Annotated in this window: 18 protein-coding genes and 1 tRNA gene; 11 read left to right on the forward strand and 8 right to left on the reverse strand. The window is 70.7% G+C overall.

The genetic code is table 11. The annotated features are described in order from the left end of the window. The first annotated feature begins 295 nt into the window (after positions 1-295). The 6 genes from eno (at position 296) to ACFVZW_RS21970 (ending at position 6,998) form a co-directional block, all read left to right on the forward strand. A complete protein-coding gene (gene eno / locus ACFVZW_RS21945) occupies positions 296-1,582 on the forward strand; it encodes a phosphopyruvate hydratase (protein ID WP_383560883.1) in 1,287 nt (428 codons plus the stop codon). A 110-nt stretch (positions 1,583-1,692) separates the two neighbouring features. Further along, positions 1,693-2,166, forward strand: a complete 474-nt coding sequence (locus ACFVZW_RS21950; protein ID WP_384523711.1) for a septum formation initiator family protein — start codon at positions 1,693-1,695, stop codon at positions 2,164-2,166. A gap of 127 nt (positions 2,167-2,293) precedes the next feature. Continuing rightward, complete coding sequence (locus ACFVZW_RS21955; RefSeq protein ID WP_384523713.1) at positions 2,294-2,833, forward strand: DUF501 domain-containing protein; 540 nt, start codon at positions 2,294-2,296, stop codon at positions 2,831-2,833. Beyond that, positions 2,830-3,744: an exopolyphosphatase gene (locus ACFVZW_RS21960; RefSeq protein WP_384523715.1), complete on the forward strand. Its 915-nt coding sequence runs from the start codon at positions 2,830-2,832 to the stop codon at positions 3,742-3,744. Before ACFVZW_RS21955 ends, ACFVZW_RS21960 begins: the two co-directional genes overlap by 4 nt. Positions 3,745-4,113: 369 nt before the next feature. After that, on the forward strand, positions 4,114-5,499 hold the full coding sequence (locus ACFVZW_RS21965; RefSeq protein WP_384523717.1) for an NAD(P)/FAD-dependent oxidoreductase: 1,386 nt from the start codon (positions 4,114-4,116) through the stop codon (positions 5,497-5,499). 200 nt (positions 5,500-5,699) lie between these two features. Beyond that, complete coding sequence (locus ACFVZW_RS21970) at positions 5,700-6,998, forward strand: class I SAM-dependent methyltransferase (RefSeq protein ID WP_384523719.1); 1,299 nt, start codon at positions 5,700-5,702, stop codon at positions 6,996-6,998. A gap of 73 nt (positions 6,999-7,071) precedes the next feature. On the opposite strand, the gene ACFVZW_RS21975 is transcribed toward ACFVZW_RS21970, so the two are convergent. Both ACFVZW_RS21975 and ACFVZW_RS21980 read right to left on the reverse strand, forming a co-directional pair. Next, positions 7,072-9,603, reverse strand: a complete 2,532-nt coding sequence (locus tag ACFVZW_RS21975) for an ABC transporter permease (RefSeq protein ID WP_384523721.1) — start codon at positions 9,601-9,603, stop codon at positions 7,072-7,074. A 160-nt stretch (positions 9,604-9,763) separates the two neighbouring features. Then, complete coding sequence (locus ACFVZW_RS21980; protein WP_384523723.1) at positions 9,764-10,534, reverse strand: ABC transporter ATP-binding protein; 771 nt, start codon at positions 10,532-10,534, stop codon at positions 9,764-9,766. Between the two features lie 400 nt (positions 10,535-10,934). On the opposite strand from ACFVZW_RS21980, the gene ACFVZW_RS21985 reads away from it, so the two are divergent. Beyond that, positions 10,935-11,016: transfer RNA gene (locus ACFVZW_RS21985), tRNA-Leu, on the forward strand. 132 nt (positions 11,017-11,148) lie between these two features. Further along, a complete protein-coding gene (locus ACFVZW_RS21990) occupies positions 11,149-12,033 on the forward strand; it encodes a Bax inhibitor-1/YccA family protein (protein WP_384523725.1) in 885 nt (294 codons plus the stop codon). 62 nt (positions 12,034-12,095) lie between these two features. On the opposite strand, the gene ACFVZW_RS21995 is transcribed toward ACFVZW_RS21990, so the two are convergent. After that, positions 12,096-12,659, reverse strand: a complete 564-nt coding sequence (locus ACFVZW_RS21995; RefSeq protein ID WP_384523727.1) for a TetR/AcrR family transcriptional regulator — start codon at positions 12,657-12,659, stop codon at positions 12,096-12,098. A gap of 137 nt (positions 12,660-12,796) precedes the next feature. Then, a complete protein-coding gene (locus ACFVZW_RS22000) occupies positions 12,797-13,027 on the reverse strand; it encodes a DUF4287 domain-containing protein (protein WP_329119757.1) in 231 nt (76 codons plus the stop codon). Between the two features lie 100 nt (positions 13,028-13,127). On the opposite strand from ACFVZW_RS22000, the gene ACFVZW_RS22005 reads away from it, so the two are divergent. Beyond that, complete coding sequence (locus ACFVZW_RS22005; protein ID WP_384523729.1) at positions 13,128-13,457, forward strand: hypothetical protein; 330 nt, start codon at positions 13,128-13,130, stop codon at positions 13,455-13,457. A gap of 13 nt (positions 13,458-13,470) precedes the next feature. Here ACFVZW_RS22005 and ACFVZW_RS22010 read toward each other — a convergent pair whose 3' ends face one another. From ACFVZW_RS22010 to ACFVZW_RS22020, 3 genes are all read right to left on the reverse strand, one after another. Then, positions 13,471-14,313 (reverse strand): hypothetical protein, encoded by an 843-nt coding sequence (locus ACFVZW_RS22010; protein ID WP_384523730.1) that lies wholly within the window; start codon positions 14,311-14,313, stop codon positions 13,471-13,473. Between the two features lie 378 nt (positions 14,314-14,691). Further along, positions 14,692-15,912, reverse strand: coding sequence for an acetyl-CoA C-acetyltransferase (locus ACFVZW_RS22015; RefSeq protein WP_384523732.1), 1,221 nt, complete (start codon positions 15,910-15,912; stop codon positions 14,692-14,694). A gap of 241 nt (positions 15,913-16,153) precedes the next feature. Continuing rightward, a complete protein-coding gene (locus ACFVZW_RS22020) occupies positions 16,154-17,167 on the reverse strand; it encodes an SGNH/GDSL hydrolase family protein (RefSeq protein ID WP_384523797.1) in 1,014 nt (337 codons plus the stop codon). 119 nt (positions 17,168-17,286) lie between these two features. Here ACFVZW_RS22020 and ACFVZW_RS22025 point away from each other — a divergent pair, with 119 nt between their 5' ends. Continuing rightward, the gene (locus tag ACFVZW_RS22025) at positions 17,287-18,684 is read left to right on the forward strand and encodes a cystathionine beta-synthase (protein ID WP_383559058.1); all 1,398 of its coding nucleotides are present in this window, start codon (positions 17,287-17,289) and stop codon (positions 18,682-18,684) included. A gap of 255 nt (positions 18,685-18,939) precedes the next feature. On the opposite strand, the gene ACFVZW_RS22030 is transcribed toward ACFVZW_RS22025, so the two are convergent. After that, the gene (locus ACFVZW_RS22030; RefSeq protein WP_384523734.1) at positions 18,940-19,356 is read right to left on the reverse strand and encodes a hypothetical protein; all 417 of its coding nucleotides are present in this window, start codon (positions 19,354-19,356) and stop codon (positions 18,940-18,942) included. A gap of 97 nt (positions 19,357-19,453) precedes the next feature. Here ACFVZW_RS22030 and ACFVZW_RS22035 point away from each other — a divergent pair, with 97 nt between their 5' ends. Then, positions 19,454-20,317, forward strand: a complete 864-nt coding sequence (locus ACFVZW_RS22035) for a MurR/RpiR family transcriptional regulator (protein WP_384523736.1) — start codon at positions 19,454-19,456, stop codon at positions 20,315-20,317. Positions 20,318-20,340: the final 23 nt, after the last annotated feature.

Below are 20,340 nucleotides of genomic sequence, written 5' to 3' on the forward strand. Positions count from 1 at the left end.
CGCCCCCGCCCGCGGGGCCCCCCCCCGGCCCGGGCCCCCCCCCCCGGGGGGGCGCGGGCCCGGGGTTCCGCGTTCCCGGGTCCCGCGCGCCGGGGTTCCCGCAGGGCGGCCATCCGCGTTACCGGCGAGTAGGTCTGGGGTGTTTTGACCCGGGATACCTGCCCTCGGGTCCTTTTTCGTCCCAGGGGGCGGGCGCCGGGCGGGCCGGAGCCCCGGAGCCGGTTAGGCTCTTGGCGCAAGGCCAAAGCGACCCTGCACAGCAAGCGTCACATCTAGCGTCACATCCCAGAAGGAGATGCTCGTGCCGTCCATCGACGTCGTCGTAGCCCGGGAAATCCTGGACTCCCGAGGCAACCCCACGGTCGAGGTCGAGGTCGGCCTCGACGACGGCAGCACCGGTCGTGCTGCTGTTCCGTCCGGTGCCTCCACCGGTGCGTTCGAGGCCATTGAGCTCCGTGACGGAGACAAGAACCGCTACCAGGGCAAGGGCGTCGAGAAGGCCGTCCTCGCCGTGATCGAGCAGATCGGCCCGGAGCTCGTCGGCTACGACGCCACCGAGCAGCGCCTGATCGACCAGGCCATGTTCGACCTGGACGCCACGGACAACAAGGCCTCGCTCGGCGCCAACGCCATCCTCGGCGTCTCCCTCGCCGTCGCGCACGCCGCGTCCGAGGCCTCCGACCTCCCGCTCTTCCGCTACCTGGGCGGCCCGAACGCGCACCTGCTGCCCGTTCCGATGATGAACATCCTGAACGGCGGCTCGCACGCCGACTCCAACGTGGACATCCAGGAGTTCATGATCGCGCCGATCGGCGCGGAGTCCTTCTCCGAGGCCCTGCGCTGGGGCACCGAGGTCTACCACACCCTCAAGGCCGTCCTGAAGACGAAGGGCCTGTCCACCGGCCTCGGCGACGAGGGCGGCTTCGCCCCGAACCTGGACTCCAACCGCGAGGCGCTCGACCTCATCCTGGAGGCCATCAAGCAGGCCGGCTACGTCCCCGGCAAGGACATCGCGCTGGCGCTCGACGTCGCCGCGTCCGAGTTCTACAAGGACGGCTCGTACGAGTTCGAGGGCAAGTCCCGCTCGGCCGCCGAGATGACCGAGTACTACGAGGAGCTCGTCTCCGCGTACCCGCTGGTCTCCATCGAGGACCCGCTGTTCGAGGACGACTGGGCCGGCTGGAAGGTGCTCACCGACAAGCTGGGCACCAAGGTCCAGATCGTCGGCGACGACCTGTTCGTCACCAACCCGGAGCGCCTGGCCCGCGGCATCGAGGAGGGCACCGCCAACGCCCTGCTCGTGAAGGTCAACCAGATCGGTTCGCTGACCGAGACCCTGGACGCCGTCGAGCTGGCCCAGCGCAACGGCTTCAAGTGCATGATGTCCCACCGCTCCGGCGAGACCGAGGACGTCACCATCGCCGACCTGGCCGTCGCCACCAACTGCGGCCAGATCAAGACCGGTGCCCCGGCCCGCTCCGAGCGCGTCGCCAAGTACAACCAGCTCCTGCGCATCGAGGAGATCCTCGACGACGCCGCGGTCTACGCCGGCCGCAGCGCGTTCCCGCGCTTCAAGGGCTGACACCGGCTCAAGGGCCGTCCAGCCCGTCGTACATACGTCCCCGCATCCGGTCCCGTACCGTGTGCGGGGACGCACGCTTTACGGCGCAGGAAAAGGGGAGGCGACACGACATGGCCGCGAAGGACCGGGACCGGTTCTCGACCGCGACCCGGATCAGGCTGCTCGGTGAGCAGACCGCCGCCCGTGTCTACCGCTCCCAGACCCGCCGCCAGGCCCGCCGCTCGCGGCTCACCGGCCGCGCGGCCTTCCTCGCCCTGGTCGTCTGCTCGCTGGTGGTGGCGCTCGCCTACCCGATGCGGCAGTACGTCTCCCAGCGCGGCGAGATCGCCGAGCAGGAGCGCCAGGCCGCCGAGGCCGCCGCCCGGGTCGAGGAGCTGCGGGACGAGAAGGCCCGCCTCCAGGACCCGGCCTACGTCCGCCGCCTCGCCCGCGAGCACCTGCACTACGTGCTGCCCGGCGAGACCGGCTTCACCGTGAACGACCCCGAGGCCGAGCGCGCCCGGCGCGAGGAGCAGAGCACGGCCGACCGTCCCTGGTATTCCGACCTCTGGGACGGCGTCGACCGGGCCGACGCGAGCCGTTAGCGCTCCGGCGCGAGATGATGGGCCCACACCTCGGGCCCGGCCGGCCCCACCGCGGGCCGGTCCGTCCCACGCGACCGGAGCCGACCGCCCGGACCAGACCGCCCCCGACGAGAAGACAGACGCAGGCATGGAAACGCCCCCTCCGCAGACCGCACGCACCGAGCCCGCCGACGCGGACGTCGCCGCCTTCGAGGCACAGCTCGGCCGCCCGCCCCGGGGGCTGCGCGCCATCGCGCACCGCTGCCCCTGCGGCCACCCGGACGTCGTCGAGACCGCGCCGCGGCTCCCGGACGGCACGCCGTTCCCCACCACGTACTACCTGACCTGCCCCCGCGCGGCCTCGGCGATCGGCACGCTGGAGGCCAACGGGGTCATGAAGGAGATGCAGGCGCGCCTGGGCACCGACCCGGAGCTGGCCGCCGCCTACCGGGCCGCGCACGAGGACTACATCGCCCGCCGCGACGCCATCGAGGTCCTGGAGGGCTTCCCGAGCGCCGGCGGGATGCCGGACCGGGTCAAGTGCCTGCACGTCCTCGTCGGCCACTCGCTGGCCGCGGGCCCCGGCGTGAACCCGCTGGGCGACGAGGCGCTGGCGATGCTGCCGGAGTGGTGGGCCAAGGGCCCCTGCGTCACGCCGTGCGGGGACGAGAAGGAGTCCGCCCAGTGACCAGGGTCGCCGGAATCGACTGCGGTACGAACTCCATCCGCCTCCTCGTCGCCGACGTCCATCCCGAGACGGGCGAGCTGATCGAGCTGGACCGGCGGATGACGATCGTCCGCCTCGGGCAGGGCGTCGACAAGACCGGGCGGCTCGCGCCCGAGGCGCTGGAGCGGACCTTCGCGGCCTGCCGCGAGTACGCGGCCGTCATCAAGGAGCTGGGCGCCGAGAAGCTCCGCTTCGTGGCCACCTCCGCCTCCCGCGACGCCGAGAACCGCGACGACTTCGTCTCCGGTGTGCTGGACATCCTGGGCGTCGAGCCCGAGGTGATCTCCGGCGACCAGGAGGCCGAGTTCTCCTTCACCGGCGCCACGGCCGAGCTGCACGGCACGGAGAAGTACCTCGTCGTGGACATCGGCGGCGGCTCGACCGAGTTCGTCGTCGGCAACCGGCACGTCGAGGCCGCCCGGTCCGTCGACATCGGCTGCGTACGGCTGACCGAGCGGCACGTCCGCAGCGACCCGCCGGCCGCCGCCGAGATCGCCTCGATCCGCGCCGACATCCGCGCCGCCCTCGACCTGGCCGAGCGGACCGTCCCGATCCGTGAGGCGCAGACCCTCGTCGGGCTCGCCGGCTCCGTGACCACGGTCGCCGCGATCGCGCTGGGGCTCGAGGAGTACGAGTCCGAGAAGATCCACCACTCCCGGATCTCGTACGAGAAGGTCGAGGAGATCGTCAGGTCGCTGCTCGGCTCCACCCACGCCGAGCGCGCCGCGATCCCCGTGATGCACCCCGGGCGGGTCGACGTGATCGTCTCCGGGGCGCTCGTCCTGCTGGAGATCATGGAGCGGACCGGGGCCCGCGAGGTCGTCGTCAGCGAGCACGACATCCTCGACGGAATCGCACTGTCCGTGGCATAACGGGCACCCGGCGACACGTCCGGAAACGGTCCGCCGAGAAAGTTCGTGAAGTTCTTCACAAGGAAAAGGGCCCTGATGGGGGCCGTGGAGGGCCTTCAAGGCCTCCAACACCCCTGTCGGGGCTCTTTCGTAGGCGGGGAGCCTTGTTCGCTCGATGTTTCCATCGCGTGAACGGGCCCTGTGGTTCAGCGTTAACGACAGCTCTCCGGGCCAGTTCAGTAGGGGTGAACAACGTTCACCCCCGCACCCTGGTTCCTTTGCACGACCATGACCTAGGTCACGTGGGCGGCGGAGTGTAGCAGAGGTCCCCCGAGACCTTGTGAAGGGGCGCACGAGCGACCCCCCTGGGAGGGGTGGATACTCGGATGCATGAGCACCACGGAGCGTCCCAGGATCCTCGTAGTAGGCGGTGGGTACGTAGGCCTGTACGCAGCACGACGCATTCTGAAGAAGATGCGTTATGCGGAAGCGACCGTCACGGTCGTCGACCCGCGCTCGTACATGACGTACCAGCCCTTCCTCCCCGAAGCCGCCGCAGGCAGCATCTCGCCGCGCCATGTCGTCGTCCCGCTGCGACGCGTCGTGCGTGGAGCCGAGGTGCTCACCGGTCGCGTCACCACCATCGATCAGGACCGCAAGGTCGCCACGGTCGCGCCGCTCGTCGGCGAGGCCTACGACCTGCCGTTCGACTACCTGGTCATCGCGATGGGCGCGGTCTCCCGCACCTTCCCGATCCCCGGCCTCGCCGAGCAGGGCATCGGCATGAAGGGCGTGGAGGAGGCCATCGGCCTTCGCAACCACGTCCTGGAGCAGCTGGACAAGGCCGACTCGACGACCGACGAGGAGGTCCGCCGCAAGGCGCTGACCTTCGTCTTCGTGGGCGGCGGCTTCGCCGGCGCGGAGACCATCGGCGAGGTCGAGGACATGGCCCGCGACGCGGCGAAGTACTACACCAACGTGAAGCGCGAGGACATGCGCTTCATCCTGGTCGACGCCGCCGACAAGATCCTTCCCGAGGTCGGCCCGGAGCTGGGCCGCTGGGGCAAGGAGCACCTCGAGGGCCGCGGTGTCGAGATCTACCTCTCGACGTCGATGGACTCCTGCGTCGACGGCCACGTCGTGCTGAAGAACGGCCTCGAGGTCGACTCCAACACGATCGTGTGGACCGCGGGCGTCAAGCCCAACCCGGCGCTCGCCCGCTTCGGCCTCCCGCTCGGCCCGCGCGGCCACGTGGACGCCCAGCCGACCCTCCAGGTCACCGGCACCGACTACATCTGGACCGCCGGCGACAACGCCCAGGTTCCGGACCTCGCCGCCCGCAAGGCCGGCGTGGAGAACGCCTGGTGCCCGCCGAACGCCCAGCACGCGCTGCGTCAGGCGAAGGTCCTCGGCGACAACGTGGTCTCCGGCATGCGGGGCTTCCCGCAGAAGGAGTACTCGCACTCCAACAAGGGTGCTGTGGCGGGCCTCGGCCTCCACAAGGGCGTCGCGATGATCGTCATGGGCAAGATGAAGATCAAGCTCAAGGGCCGTCTCGCCTGGTACATGCACCGTGGCTACCACGGCATGGCCGTGCCGACCTGGAACCGCAAGATCCGCGTCTTCGCCGACTGGACCCTCGCGATGTTCCTCAAGCGCGAGGTCGTCTCCCTCGGTGCGATGGAGACGCCGCGCGAGGAGTTCTACGAGGCGGCCAAGCCCGCTCCCGCTCCGGCCGCCGCCGCCGCGAGCCAGGAGAAGGCCAAGGCCTCCTAGTTCCACCGCAGTACACCCCCGTAAGGGCCGTCCGCCATCCGTGGTGCGGACGGCCCTTCGGCATGCCCGCCGGAGTCTCCCGCGAGTCCGCCCGGGTGTTTTGCCGAGTCGTTGCGCGCCGACGGGACGAAAATCGCCTACGGAGGGTGTTTACGTGGTGACGAGCATTTCTGGGGCACGACATCACGGAGGTGTGCACCATGGCCGACGCCGCATTGCGGCTGACCACTCTCGCGGAGGATCTCCTGGGGGCCCCGCTCCCGGTACGTCTGCGTGCCTGGGACGGCAGCGAGTCCGGCCCCGCGGACGGCCCCGTCCTGATCGTCCGGCAGCGCCGCGCCCTGCGCCGGCTGCTGTGGAAGCCCGGCGAACTGGGCCTCGCCCGGGCCTGGGTGAGCGGTGAGATCGACGTGGAGGGGGACCTCTACGAGGTCCTGGACCGGCTCGCGGGGCTGATCTGGGAGCGCTCGGAGGAGACCAGGAGCGCCCTGGAGTCCGTACGCGACCCGAAGCTGCGCGCCGCGGCGGGCGCCCTGCTGAAGCTGGCCGGGCCTTTCCCGCCGCCCGCGCCGCCGGCCGAGGAGATGCGCCGGCGCACGGGCTCCCGCCACAGCAAGCGCCGCGACAAGCAGGCGATCAGCCACCACTACGACGTGGGCAACGACTTCTACGAGCTGGTCCTCGGGCCCTCGATGGTCTACTCGTGCGCGTACTGGACGGACGGCGGGACCCTGGAGGAGGCCCAGCGCGACAAGCTGGACCTCATCGCCCGCAAGCTGAACCTGAAGGAGGGCGACCGGCTGCTCGACGTCGGCTGCGGCTGGGGTTCCATGGCCATCCACGCGGCCCGCGAGTACGGCGCCCAGGTCGTCGGCATCACCCTCTCCCGAGAGCAGGCGGCCTTCGCCCGCAAGCGGATCGCCGAGGAGGGTCTGACCGACCGGGTCGAGGTCCGCGTCCAGGACTACCGGGACGTCAAGGACGGTCCGTACGACGCCATTTCGTCCATCGGGATGGCCGAGCACGTCGGCGCGGTCCGCTACCGCGAGTACGCCGACATACTGCATTCCCTCCTCAAGCCGGGCGGCCGGCTGCTCAACCACCAGATCTCCCGCCGCCCCGAACCGGACGAGGCCGCCTACCAGGTGGACGAGTTCATCGACGCGTACGTCTTCCCGGACGGCGAGCTGGCCCCGATGGGCCGCACGCTCACCACCCTGGAGGACGCCGGCTTCGAGGTCCGCGACGTGGAGGCGATCCGCGAGCACTACGCCCTCACGCTGCGCCGCTGGGTGGCCAACCTGGAGGGCGACTGGGCGCGTGCCGTACGGAACACCTCGCCGGGCCGGGCGAGGATCTGGCGGCTCTACATGGCGGCATGCGCGGTCGCCTTCGAGCGCAACAGGATCGGGGTGAACCAGTTCCTCGCGGTGAAGACACCGGAGGCGGGCGCCTCGGGCGTGGCGCTGCGGCCGCGGGTGTGGAACGAGAAGCCGTAAGCGCTGCTGACACGCTGAAGGGCCGGGCTCCCGCGGGGGAGCCCGGCCCTTCGGCGTGTACGTCGTACCGGAGTTACTCGGTCTTGATCGCGGTCAGCATGTTCAGCTTGGCCGCGCTGCGAGCCGGCCACAGGGACGCGAGGACGCCGACCAGTCCGGCCAGGACCAGGAAGATCCCGATCCGGTCCCAGGGCAGGACCAGGGCGTAGCCCGGCAGGCTGCTCTTGAACGTCTCGCCGATCGCCCAGCCGAGGAACGAGCCGAGACCGATGCCGACCACCGCGCCGAAGAGCGAGATGACCACGGCCTCCAGACGGACCATCCGCTTCACGCGGCGCCGGTCCAGACCGATCGCCCGCAGCATGCCGATCTCCTGCTGGCGCTCGAAGACGGACATGGCCAGGGTGTTCACGACGCCCAGGATCGCGATGATCAGGGCCATCGCCAGCAGGCCGTACATGATGTTCAGGAGCATGTTGATCTGGCCGCCGAACTCGTCACGGATGTCCTTCTGGTCCATGACCTTGATGGCCGGGTTGTCGCCCATGGCCTTCGCGAGCGCCTTGTCGTTGGCCGCCGAGGCGCCGCCGTCCATCGAGACGAAGATCTGCGGGATGTACGTCTCCTGCTCGTGGGCGGTGATGGTCTTCGCGTCGATCAGGACCGGCGAGACGAACTCGCTGTCCTTGAAGATCGCGCCGACCGTCAGCTTCCCCTTCTGCTTGTCCCCGTACTCGACCGGCAGCGTGTCGCCGACCTTCCAGCCCTGCTTGGTCGCCGTCTTGTCGGCGACCGCGATCTTGCCCTCGCCGAGCGAGCCGAGCGAGCCCCTCACGGTGTCGAGCTTGATGAGCCGCTCGACGTCGCCCGGGGTGACACCGGAGGCCGAGACGTCCTTGCCCTTCAGCGTGAACCAGCCGGCCATCTGCGGCGAGACGGCGACGGCGCCCGGGGCCTTCTCGATCGCGGCGAGCGCGTCCTGGTTCATGCCGCCGCCGCTGGCCATGGTGACCATGTAGTCGGCGCGGATCTGGTCCGTCGTCATCTTGTCCAGGGCCGTGCCGACCGTCGTGCCGAGCACGGTGAGGCCGGTGACCAGGGTCAGACCGATGGCGAGCGCGGAGGCGGTGGCGCCGGTACGGCGCGGGTTGCGGACCGCGTTGAGCCCGGCGAGCTTGCCGGAGACCCCGAAGAGGCCGACGAAGAGCGGGCGGATCAGGGCGATCACCGGGCGGGAGAGCAGCGGGATCAGCACGATCACACCGATGAGGGTGGTGAAGGCACCGCCCGCGATGAACATCCGGCCGTCCTCGCCGCCCTTGCCGGCGCCGAGCACGATCAGGACCGCGCCGAGCGCGGTGATCAGGGCGCCGATGGAGTTGCGGACCACCAGGGACTTGGTCGTCGCGGCGGCGTGGACGCTGCTCATCGCGGCGACCGGCGGGATCTTCGCGGCGCGGCGGCCGGGCAGCCAGGCGGCGAACGTGGTGATCAGGATGCCGACGGCGAGCGCGGCGATCACCGGGGTGCTGCCGAGGACCAGCGGGCCGCCCGGCACCTTCAGGTCGAAGGCGTTCATGCCCGAACGGAGCCCGACGGCGAGCCCGATGCCCAGGACGTAGCCGACGACCGAGGCGACCAGACCGACGAGGCCGGCCTCGACCAGGACGGAGCGGGTGATCTGCTTGCGCGAGGCACCGACGGCGCGCATCAGCGCGAGCTCCCTGGTGCGCTGGGCGACCAGCATGGTGAAGGTGTTGGCGATCAGGAAGACGCCGACGAAGAGGGCGATGCCGGCGAAGCCGAGCAGCACCTGCTTCAGCGCGCCGAGTCCGGCCTCGATGTCCTTGGCCTGCTGGTCGGCGAGCGCCTGGCCGGTCTGGGCCGTGGCGGCCTTCGGGACGACCTTCAGGACCTCGTCCAGAAGCTTGTCGGCGTCCGTGCCGGGCTTGGCGACGACGATGGCGTCCCGGTAGAAGCCCTGCTTCACGTACTGCTTCTGCGCGACGGAGTTGTCGAAGAGGACCAGGCTGCCGCCGGCCTGGACCGCGCCGTCCTCGGTCGTGAAGATGCCGGAGAGGGTGTACTCCTTCACCGGGCCGTTGGTGGCGACGCGGACGGTGTCGCCGACCTTGTAGCCGCCCTTGGCCGCGCTCTCCTTGTCCAGCGCGATCTGGCCGTCCTGGAGCGGGCCCGCGCCCTGGGCGAAGTCGTACGCCCGGTCCTTGCCGTCCGCGCCGGGGGCGAAGTTGGTGCCCTTGTTGGACCAGCCGACGCCGATCAGCTTGCCGTTCTTGTCCGGCACGCCGGCGAATCCGTCGACGCGCCCGGTGACGGAGGAGACGCCGTCGAGCTTGGCGACCTTGTCGAGCACGGCCTGCGAGAGACCGGGCGTCTTCGCGGCCTCTTCGGGGCGCGGGTACATGGTGACGGCGACGGCGACGTCGTCGTAGCTCTTCGCGGACTGGTTGCGGAAGGCCTGGGAGAGGGTGTCGGTGAAGACCAGGGTGCCGGAGACGAAGGCGACGCCGAGCATGACGGCGAGCACGGTCATCAGCAGCCGGGCCTTGTGCGCGAGCACGTTGCGCAAGGCGGTACGGAACATGTGTGTGTCCTGGAGTGGGGCCGGCGCCTGCGGCGGGCCGGGAAGTGAGAGGGCGGGGAGAGCGGGGCGCACACGGCTCGTGGCCGGGCGCCGTCACGGTCCCCGCGTGGGCGGGGCTCCGGGGCCGGGCCCCGGGACGGCGCGGTGAGGCGCCGCCGCCTCAGCTCGTGCGGCCCTTGGCGTCGAAGGCCTTCATGCGGTCCAGCACGCCGTCCGCCGTCGGGGCGATCATCTCGTCGACGATCCGGCCGTCCGCGAGGAAGATCACCCGGTCGGCGTAGGACGCGGCGACCGGGTCGTGGGTGACCATGACGACCGTCTGGCCCAGCTCCCGTACCGAATTGCGCAGGAAGCCCAGCACCTCGGCGCCCGAGCGCGAGTCCAGGTTTCCGGTCGGCTCGTCACCGAAGATGATCTCGGGGCGGGAGGCGAGCGCGCGGGCCACGGCGACGCGCTGCTGCTGGCCGCCGGAGAGCTGCGTGGGACGGTGGCTCAGCCGGCCGGACAGGCCGATCATGTCGATGACCTTCTCCACCCACTGCTTGTCGGGCTTACGGCCTGCGATGTCCATCGGCAGCGTGATGTTCTCCAGGGCCGTCAGCGTCGGCAGCAGGTTGAACGCCTGGAAGATGAAGCCGATCTTGTCCCGGCGCAGCTGCGTGAGCTGCTTGTCCTTCAGGGTGCCCAGCTCGGTGTCGCCGAGGCGGACCGAACCGGAGCTGAAGGAGTCCAGGCCGGCGACGCAGTGCATCAGGGTGGACTTGCCGGAGCCGGACGGGCCCATGATCGCGGTGAACTCGCCCTGGCGGAAGTCCACGGTGACCTGGTCGAGGGCGACCACCTGGGTCTCGCCCTGTCCGTAGACCTTCGACAGATCCGCGGCGCGGGCGGCCACCGCGGTGGCGCGGGACACGGTGGGGGTGGTGGTCACGAGGGGACTCCTGTCACTGCGGATGTTCGGGAACCACTCCATCGTGTCGAGCGTTGAGGCCCCGAGCGTCCGTCCACATGCCCGTTCCCGGGGCAGCCTGGAGTCGGACCGGGGGGCCCGCCCCTCCTCCTGAGGTATGACAGGACCCCTGAGACGCCCTCCGGAGCGCGGACCCGGCCATGTCCCCCGCGGGCGATGTGACATAGATGCGGCGAGTTTCCGTCATTCCGGCGTACGCGCCTTTGCGCCTGCGACCCCTGTCACAGTTCGTCAGATGGGCCCCCACCTGCACTGACACACCCTCAGACGTCAATAAAATAAGACAACATCGGGCCAGCGTTCCGCTGAACGGGGGAAGCGTCCCGATAGGCTCATGTGCCAACGCGGAGCCGCGCGCCATGCCCGGGTGGTGGAATGCAGACACGGCGAGCTTAAACCTCGCTGGCCTTCGGGCCGTACCGGTTCGAGTCCGGTTCCGGGCACAGCTCACCCCCCATCGACCGCCGGGTCTCTCTAACGATCTCGGAAAGATCCTCCCCGAGCACTAGGGAGTTTCTTTTGCTTCCGCATTACTCTTGACGCAAGGCCGCGCAGTGCGGCCATGGAGGAGTGAGATGAGGAGCAGCAACCCGGTCTTCTCGCGACGGGGGTTCAGCCGCGACAACGGCTACGCCGGCTTCAACGCGCAGCAGCCGCAGGCCGGGGGCCCCGCCGTCGGAACCAACCCGTACGCCCAGGACTCGGCGAACCCGTACGCGACCAACCCGTACGCGCAGGACACCCAGCTCGGCGCCCCGCAGCAGACGCGCGGCGACGTGATGACGATCGACGACGTCGTGAGCCGTACGGCCATGACGCTCGGCACGGTCGTGGTCACCGCCGCCCTCGCGTGGTTCCTTCTGCCGGTCGACGAGGCGAACCTCGGCAAGTCCTACGGCATCGCCGTCGGCGCCGCCCTGGTGGCCTTCGTCCTGGCGATGGTGCAGTCCTTCAAGCGCAAGGCCTCGCCCGCGCTGATCCTGGCCTACGCGGCGTTCGAGGGTGTCTTCCTCGGCGTGATCTCGGCCACGGTCTCGACCTACATCTCGCCCGGTGTGGTCGCGCAGGCGGTCCTCGGCACGATGGCGGTCTTCGCCGGCGTGCTGATCGCCTACAAGATGCGCTGGATCCGTGTGACCCGCCGCTTCTACGGCTTCGTGATGGCGGCCGCGATCGGCTTCATCCTGCTGATGGCGGTCAACGCGATCTTCTCGCTCTTCGACGGCGCCGGTGACGGCCTGGGCTTCCGCAGCGGCGGCCTCGGCATCCTCTTCGGTGTCATCGGCATCATCCTCGGTGCCTGCTTCCTCGCCCTCGACTTCAAGCAGGTCGAGGACGGCGTGACGTACGGCGCTCCGCGCGAGGAGTCCTGGCTGGCGGCCTTCGGCCTCACCCTGACCCTGGTGTGGATCTACCTGGAGATGCTGCGCCTGCTGTCGATCCTGCAGGGCGACGACTGACGCACGGCTCGTGTGTGACGAAGGGCCCGTCCGGCTTCCGCCGGGCGGGCCCTTCCGCGTTCTCAGCCCTTGAGCGCGGCGTCCAGGAGCACCCGGGCCGCTTCCTTCGCCTGGGTGGCCGGCTCGGGGGAGCCGTTGATGCCGGCGACGGCCATGGCGCCGTTGGCGAGCAGCGCCAGCTGGTCGGCGAGCTCCGACGGTGCGCCGAGGGCGTTCGTCTGCTCGGCGAAGTAGCCCCGGAGGGCCTGCTTGTGGCCGCGGGCGATGTCGGCGACGTCCGCCGAGATGCCGCCCATCTCGCCGAAGGTGTTGATGAAGGCACAGCCCCGGAAGCCGGGGTCGGCGAACCAGTCGCCGAGGTAGTCGAAGACCGCCAGGGCGCGCTCGTACGGCGTGCCGGCGTGCGCCGCGCCGTGGGCGGCGATGGCCTCCCGTACGGCTGCGTCGCGGTGGTTCAGGACGGCCCAGACGAGATGGTCCTTGGACGGGTACAGCTGGTAGAGGCGCTTGAGGGAGACGCCGGACGCGGTGCGGATGGCGTCCATGCCGACCGCCTGCACCCCTCGCTCGTCGAAGAGGGCCTCGGCGGCCTCCAGGAGCCGTACCTCGGCGGTTTCCGTGTCCATCGCCCGATCACCCCATCAGTGGAGAATCATCGTTCTCTCACTGTACCGGGGATGGGGAACGATGGTTCTCCCCATCGGCTCCGCCCTGCCGGGGCGGGCCGAAGGGGGCCCGTGCGGGCGGGCCCCCGTGCGGAGTGTCAGAGCAGCCGGCGGGCCGCTCGCCGAAGGTCGTACTCGTGGATGATCGCCTTCGCGTGGCCGTACGCGAGGTCGTGCTCGCCCCGGAGCCAGCTCACCTTCTCCTCGAAGCGGATGAGGGAGGGGCCTTCCTCGACGGTGCGAAGCCAGTCGGAGACTTCACGACCGGTGCAATGGGGGATGCGGGCGAGCAGGTTGCGATGGGTCTCTTCGGAGAATGCGTGGGACATCGGCGCCTCCGGACGCGTGTTGCCGTGTGCTCCTTCCCGTCACCGTGCCTGAGTGCCGGGCCGTTGGCAACAGTCCCCGGAGGGCGCGTAGGGTCGCGCCGTGCTTGATACGAGTGAACTGACCGCCGTCGTCGAACGGTTCGCGGACCGGCTGCGGGCCGCCCCGCAGAGCCGCCTCCAGCGTGGCGCCGCCGCCGAAGGGCTGGAGCTGGCCAGGGAGTTGGCGCTCTTGGCGCAGCGGATCGAGGAGCCGGAGGACGCCGGGCGGATCATGCCGGACGCCGGCGTGTTCACGGTCGCCGACCAACTCGTCGTGGCCGGAAACGATCTGGCGGAGATTCTGCGAACGGCCCCGGCCGGCTCCCGGGAACGGGAACTGGGCGAGGCCGTGAGGCTGGTACGGGAGGCCGCGGAGCGGTCGGGGCTCTGACGGCCCCTGGGGGCTACAGCGAGGCGATCACGCGGTCGGCGAGGATGTAGACGTTCTCGTCGTCCGCCTCCCCGAAGGAGAACGTCAGGGCGTACGCCCCCGAGACGCCCGAGCCGCCGAGCAGGACCGGCGTACGACCGGCGTGCAGGGCGTCCGCGAGACGCTCCGCGGTCTCCCGGTGACCGGGGGTCATGCAGAGGGTGGTGCCGTCGGCGAAGACGTACACGTCCAGCGTGCCGAGCGGCCCGGGGCGCACGTCGGTCAGCGCGGTGCGCGTGTCGGCGAGCTCCTCGAGGCGGGCCACCGTGCGCTCGTGGTCGGTGACCACGGGCGTCTGGACCGGCACGAAGTCCGGGTGCGAGGGGTGGCGGCGGCGGGCCGCGGCGAGCTCCGGAGAGTCCTCGGCGTACTCGTTCAGCTCGGGGAACTCGTCCAGGACGCTGTCGGCGCCGGGGCCGTCCAGCGCGGCGGCCTCGGCCTCCATCGCCTCCAGGGCCATGGCCTCCAGGCCCACGAAATCGGCCTGGCGCGGCACGTAGAAGGGGCCGTCCTCGGCGGATCCGCCCAGGCCGCCGAGGAGCGACGGGGCGTCGGCCGCGTCACGGGCCTCCTGTGCCGCCCAGAACGCACGCGCCTCGGCGAGCTCGCGCTCGCGCTCCTCGGCCAGCGCCTCGGCGACCGCGGCCCGTATCTCGGACGCGGGCGTCTGGCGTGCCTGGGGTACGGACACCCCGTGGGCGGTGGCGAGTTCGCTACGCAGAGCGGCGACCTGCTTACGGAGACCGTGGGCAGCGTGCAGGGCGGCGGCGCCCACGGCCGTGGCGGCGGCCGTGGTCACCAGCAGGGCAAGAGACATGGCGCTCACTGACGTACTCCCGATTCCGAGTCGATCCCCCCGACTTCCTACATCAGCTTGTCGTGGGAGTGCGCCCCCTGTCAGTGCATTACGTCACGAAATGGACAGGTATTTGGGCCAGGTGTCTAGTCCCGATGTGGTTGTGACCTGCGGGAACGACTCTCCCCCGGGACATAGGTCACATCCTGGGGGAGATTCGGTCACGGCTAGGACGCGACGGGGTTAGCCGAGGCGTCTTCTGGGCTTACTGCAGGCGCCCGATGGGTCGGCTCAGGCGCTCAGCTCAGCCGCTCGCTTCTTTGCTCACGCTTCCCTTCGCCACCGCTGCGGGCAGGTGCCGCCTTCGTTCCTCAGGCGACCCCTACCCTCCGCTACGGCTCAGCTCAGCCGCTCGATGACCATGGCCATGCCCTGGCCGCCGCCGACGCACATGGTCTCCAGACCGAACTGCTTGTCGTGGAACTGGAGGCTGTTGATCAGGGTGCCGGTGATGCGGGCACCGGTCATGCCGAAGGGGTGGCCGACGGCGATCGCGCCACCGTTGACGTTCACCTTGTCCAGGTCCAGACCCAGGTCCTGGTAGGACGGGATGACCTGGGCGGCGAAGGCCTCGTTGATCTCGGCGAGGTCGATGTCGCCGATGGTCAGGCCGGCGCGCTTGAGGGCCTGCTTGGACGCCTCGACCGGGCCGAGGCCCATGATCTCGGGGGAGAGGCCCGAGACGCCGGTGGAGACGATGCGGGCGAGCGGCGTCAGGCCGAGCTCGCGGGCCTTCGTGTCCGACATGATCACGAGCGCGGCGGCGCCGTCGTTGAGCGGGCAGCAGTTGGCGGCGGTGACCAGGCCGTCGGGGCGGAAGACGGGCTTGAGGCCCTGCACGCCCTCCAGGGTGACGCCGGCGCGCGGGCCGTCGTCGGCGGAGACGACGGTGCCGTCCGGGGTCGTCACCGGGGTGATCTCGCGCTCCCAGAAGCCGTTCTTGATGGCCTGCTCGGCGAGGTTCTGCGACCGTACGCCGAACTCGTCCATCTCCTGGCGGCTGATGCCCTTGAGGCGGGCCAGGTTCTCGGCGGTCTGGCCCATGGCGATGTACGCGTCCGGGACGAGGCCGTCCTCGCGCGGGTCGTGCCAGGAGGAGCCCTCCGAGGCGGCGACGGCGGCGGTACGGGCCTCGGCCTCGGCGAAGAGCGGGTTGTGCGTGTCGGGCAGGGAGTCCGAGTTGCCCTTCGCGAAGCTGGAGACCATCTCGACACCGGCCGAGATGAAGACGTCGCCCTCGCCGGCCTTGATGGCGTGCAGCGCCATGCGGGAGGTCTGCAGGGAGGAGGAGCAGTAACGGGTGATCGTGCAGCCGGGGAGGTGGTCCATCCCCATCTGGACGGCGACGATCCGGCCCAGGTTGTTGCCCTGCTCGCCACCGGGGAGGCCACAGCCGAGCATCAGGTCGTCGATGTCCCGCGGGTCCAGCTCGGGGACCTTGGCGAGCGCGGCCTGGACGATGGTCGCGGTGAGGTCGTCGGGCCGCAGGTCCTTCAGGGAGCCCTTGAAGGCCCGGCCGATCGGGGAGCGGGCGGTCGAGACGATGACGGCTTCGGGCATCACGGCTCCAGGAGGATGCGGGGTGGACGGACTGAATGCGAAGCTACCTGCACGTACGGCACGGGTCACCGCCCAGACGGTGTGACGCGGACCTCTTTTCTAAGCGAGCGCTCAGTTCGGGTGCGTGGCGCGCACTCTCGCCCCTCCGCTGAAGCCAATTGTCCCGCCGGGGGGCCGCAGGGTCACACCCCCGGCGCTCCGTTGTGGAAGGCAACCGGGGGCCGCGGTCTCGTACCCGCCGTCAGGGGCGGTGGACCTCCTCCGGGGACGGGGTGGGCTCCGGTGCGGCCGGGGGCGGCTCCGCGAGGCGACGGCGGCGGCGGTGCTTGAGCAGCGCCCACGGCGCCCGCGCCCCCGTGACCTCCGTGCCCGCTTCCTTCGCCGCCTCCGCCGCCGCCTTCGCCACCGGCAGCATGTTCTCGTGACGGTCCGGCTCCAGGCGGTCCGTCTCCGGCCACACGCCCAGCACCGCGCACACCGTCGGCAACACCGCCATCGCCGCCGTCGCGTACCCCTCCGCCGACGGGTGGTAGTTGTCCGCCCCGAACATCTCCCGGGGATTCGCCGCGAACTCGGGACCCAGCAGATCCCCCAGCGACACGGTCCGCCCGCCCTGCTCCACCACCACGATCGTCTGCGCCGCGGCCAGCTGCCGCGACACCCGCCGCGCCAGCCACCGCAGCGGCTGGTACACCGGCTCGATCGTCCCCAGATCCGGGCAGGTCCCGACGACCACCTCCGCCCCGGCCGTCCGCAGCCGCCGCACCGCCGCCGCCAGGAGCCGCACCGACTCCGTCGCCGACATCCGGTGCGTGACGTCGTTCGCCCCGATCATGATCACGCACACGTCCGGCGGCCCCGCCGGAGCCGCCATCAGCAGCGACACCTGGCGCTCCAGGTCGTCCGAGCGCGCCCCCGGCAGCGCCACGTTCCGCAGGTTCACCGGACGCTCCGCGACCGCCGCGAGCCCCGAGGCCAGCAGCGCCCCCGGCGTCTGACCGACCCGGCGCACCCCCTGCCCCGCCGCCGTCGAATCACCCAGAAGGGCCAGCCGCAGCGGGGGCGAGGCCGGATCGGTGGTCTCGAAGGAGCGGCCGTACAGCCCGTCCGCCCCCGGTGGCAGCGGCGCCACCCCACCCCCGACCGTCCTCTTCGCGAGCTGCACCTCGGCCAGGAGCACGCCCACCGCCGCCGCACCGAGCAGCCCGATGCTCCCACCGCCGTACGCCGCGCCCGCCGCGATCCGCCGTGCCACCCTCGCCCTCGACATGGGGGCAGTCACCTCCTTCAAGCCGTTCAGGATGTAACTGCCCCGTAACCCGCTCCGACTACGCATACGCTGGCTTCACCATTACGGAGACCCCGGAGATTACGGTGCAATTCCACGACTCGATGATCAGCCTCGTCGGCAACACCCCGCTGGTGAAGCTCAACAATGTGACAGCGGGCATTCAGGCCACCGTCCTGGCCAAGGTCGAGTACTTCAACCCGGGCGGCTCGGTCAAGGACCGCATCGCCCTGCGGATGATCGAGGCGGCCGAGGAGAGCGGTGCTCTCAAGCCTGGCGGAACCATCGTCGAGCCCACGTCCGGCAACACCGGCGTCGGGCTCGCCATCGTGGCCCAGCAGAAGGGCTACAAGTGCATCTTCGTCTGCCCCGACAAGGTGTCCACGGACAAGATCAACGTGCTGCGGGCCTACGGTGCGGAGGTCGTGGTCTGCCCCACCGCCGTCGACCCCGAGCACCCCGACTCGTACTACAACGTCTCGGACCGGCTCGTCCGTGAGACGCCCGGCGCCTGGAAGCCCGACCAGTACTCCAACCCGAACAACCCCCGCTCGCACTACGAGACCACGGGTCCCGAGCTGTGGGAGCAGACGGACGGGAAGATCACCCACTTCGTCGCGGGCATCGGCACCGGCGGCACCATCTCCGGCACCGGCAAGTACCTGAAGGAGGTCAGCGGCGGCACGGTCCAGATCGTCGGCGCCGACCCCGAGGGCTCGGTCTACTCCGGCGGCTCCGGCCGGCCGTACCTCGTCGAGGGCGTCGGCGAGGACTTCTGGCCCACCGCCTACGACCGTGACGGCACCGACCGGATCGTCGCCGTCTCCGACAAGGACTCCTTCCAGATGACCCGCCGCCTCGCCAAGGAGGAGGGCCTCCTGGTGGGAGGCTCCTGCGGCATGGCGGTCGTCGCCGCGCTCGAGGTCGCCAAGGACCTCGGCCCGGACGACATCGTGGTCGTGATCCTGCCGGACTCCGGCCGCGGCTACCTCTCCAAGATCTTCAACGACGAGTGGATGGCCGACTACGGCTTCCTGGAGGACACCTCCTCCGCCACCGTCGCCGACGTGCTGCGCCACAAGGAGGGCGGACTGCCCTCCCTCGTCCACATGCACCCGGAGGAGACGGTCGGTCAGGCCATCGAGGTGCTGCGGGAGTACGGCGTCTCCCAGATGCCCATCGTCAAGCCCGGCGCCGGCCACCCCGACGTCATGGCCGCGGAGGTCGTCGGCTCGGTCGTCGAACGCGAGCTCCTCGACGCGCTGTTCACCAAGCGGGCCTCCCTGGAGGACCCGCTGGAGCGTCACATGAGCGCCCCGCTGCCGCAGGTCGGCTCCGGCGAGCCGGTCGCCGACCTGATGTCCGTGCTCGGCGAGGCGGACGCGGCGATCGTGCTGGTCGAGGGCAAGCCGACGGGCGTGGTGAGCCGTCAGGACCTGCTGGCCTTCCTGGCGAACGGCGGGACCAAGGGCGCCGCGAAGTAGCCCGAACCGCTCGTCGAGCGGGCGTTCGCGCAAACGGTACGAGCGCGACACGTACCCGCAGCACCCGCTTAACACGCGTCCGGCACATTGGTGGTTGTCGGCGTCAAGGACTACGGAGCGGCTCCCGGACTCCTGAAGACGCCGCCGGACGCGGAGACCGGCCCTGACCCGGGCCCGTGTCCCTCGCGGGGACCGCCGTCGTCCCGCCCCCCGGCAACGGGGGTGCGGCGGTCCCCGCGCTACGCACCGTTCCCGCTAGAAATCCTGGGTGTCGTCGCGCCTCGGCAGCCGGCCCCGGAACGCGTGGACGAAGTTCACGCCCACGATGCCCAGCCAGGCCACGATCAGGCCCTCCAGGTTCGCCTGGCTGACGGCGATCGCGGAGAGCGGGATCGCCAGGACCAGCGAGATGATCCCGAAGCCGTAGCGCTCGCCGAAGCCCTCCACGCCCGAACCGGGCGGCCGGACCCCGCGGGCGCTCGCCACCTGCTGCTCGGCCAGCCGGCGCCGCACCTGGCGCTCGACCGTGGTGTCCAGGCTCTGCTCCACCTTGCCGAGGAAGGACTCGATCAGAGCCGCCTCGTACTCCGTACCCAGCTCCCGCCGGGCGTGCAGGGTGGCGTCCAGCTCGCTCTTGAGCTCGGCGGTGCGGTCGGGGTCGCGCGTATCCATGCTCGCCACGGTAGGGAGCCCCGGCCCCTCACGTCAGTAGGGCTATCCCCCGCTTTTTCTTGCCCTGCTGCATATCCTCATGCAGAGTTCGAGGAGGATGAATAGACCAAAGGGGGACGGCGTGAGCGACAGCCCGGCCGGACGGCTTCAGGCGCTCTTCGAAGGGCACCGGCTGACACCGACACAGCGGCGCATCGCGCACTGCATGGTGCGCAGGGCCGGCGACGTGCCGTTCCTGTCCAGCGTGGAGCTGGCCGAGCTCGCCGGTGTCAGCCAGCCCTCCGTCACCCGCTTCGCCGTCGCCCTCGGCTTCGACGGCTACCCCGCCCTGCGCCGCCATCTGCGCGAGGTCGCCCCGGAGCGGAAGCCCGCGGGGGAGACGAGCGAGCACAACGAGTACCAGCAGGCCGTCCTCGCCGAGATCGAGAACCTCCGCCATCTCGCCGAGATGCTCGCCGACCCCGCGCCCGTCGAGCGCGCCGGGCGGCTGCTCGCCGCCTCCCGGCCGCTGCCGGTCCTCGGCCTGCGGGCTGCCTCCTCCCAGGCCCGCGGCTTCGCGTACTTCGCCGCCAAGGTCCACCCCGACATCCGCCTCCTCGACGAGGGCGGCTCGATGCTCAAGGACCGCGTCGACGCGGCCGTACGGGCCGGGGCGACGGCCCTGCTCTGCTTCGCGCTGCCGCGCCACCCCAGGGAGGTCGTGGAGGCCCTGGAGTACGCGCGGGCGGCCGGACTGACCGTCGTGACGGTCGCCGAATCGGCGTTCGCGCCCGTCGCCGCCCACAGCGACCTGCTGATCCCCGCCGCTGTCGGCACCGGGCTCGCCTTCGACACGGCCTGCGCTCCGATGCTGCTCGGCCGGGTGCTCCTGGAAGCGATGGCGGACGAGTTGCCGGATGCCCAGGCGCGCCTCGAGGAGTTCGACGCCAAGGCGGCCGAGCGGGGACTGTTCGTGGAGTAGGGTCCGGACCGTTCCCGGTGCCG

Origin of the sequence: Streptomyces sp. NPDC059567 (assembly GCF_042735655.1) — a bacterium.
Taxonomy (GTDB): Bacteria; Actinomycetota; Actinomycetes; order Streptomycetales; family Streptomycetaceae; genus Streptomyces.

Excerpts from the sequence above, each read along its gene's own strand:
- eno (WP_383560883.1), top strand. The coding sequence starts at position 296 with ATGCTCGTGCCGTCCATCGACGTCGTCGTAGCCCGGGAAATCCTGGAC.
- ACFVZW_RS21950 (WP_384523711.1), top strand. The coding sequence starts at position 1,693 with ATGGCCGCGAAGGACCGGGACCGGTTCTCGACCGCGACCCGGATCAGG.
- ACFVZW_RS21955 (WP_384523713.1), top strand. The coding sequence starts at position 2,294 with ATGGAAACGCCCCCTCCGCAGACCGCACGCACCGAGCCCGCCGACGCG.
- ACFVZW_RS21965 (WP_384523717.1), top strand. The coding sequence starts at position 4,114 with ATGAGCACCACGGAGCGTCCCAGGATCCTCGTAGTAGGCGGTGGGTAC.
- ACFVZW_RS21970 (WP_384523719.1), top strand. The coding sequence starts at position 5,700 with ATGGCCGACGCCGCATTGCGGCTGACCACTCTCGCGGAGGATCTCCTG.
- ACFVZW_RS21975 (WP_384523721.1), bottom strand. The coding sequence starts at position 9,603 with ATGTTCCGTACCGCCTTGCGCAACGTGCTCGCGCACAAGGCCCGGCTG.
- ACFVZW_RS21990 (WP_384523725.1), top strand. The coding sequence starts at position 11,149 with ATGAGGAGCAGCAACCCGGTCTTCTCGCGACGGGGGTTCAGCCGCGAC.
- ACFVZW_RS21995 (WP_384523727.1), bottom strand. The coding sequence starts at position 12,659 with ATGGACACGGAAACCGCCGAGGTACGGCTCCTGGAGGCCGCCGAGGCC.
- ACFVZW_RS22000 (WP_329119757.1), bottom strand. The coding sequence starts at position 13,027 with ATGTCCCACGCATTCTCCGAAGAGACCCATCGCAACCTGCTCGCCCGC.
- ACFVZW_RS22010 (WP_384523730.1), bottom strand. The coding sequence starts at position 14,313 with ATGTCTCTTGCCCTGCTGGTGACCACGGCCGCCGCCACGGCCGTGGGC.
- ACFVZW_RS22015 (WP_384523732.1), bottom strand. The coding sequence starts at position 15,912 with ATGCCCGAAGCCGTCATCGTCTCGACCGCCCGCTCCCCGATCGGCCGG.
- ACFVZW_RS22030 (WP_384523734.1), bottom strand. The coding sequence starts at position 19,356 with ATGGATACGCGCGACCCCGACCGCACCGCCGAGCTCAAGAGCGAGCTG.
- ACFVZW_RS22035 (WP_384523736.1), top strand. The coding sequence starts at position 19,454 with ATGAATAGACCAAAGGGGGACGGCGTGAGCGACAGCCCGGCCGGACGG.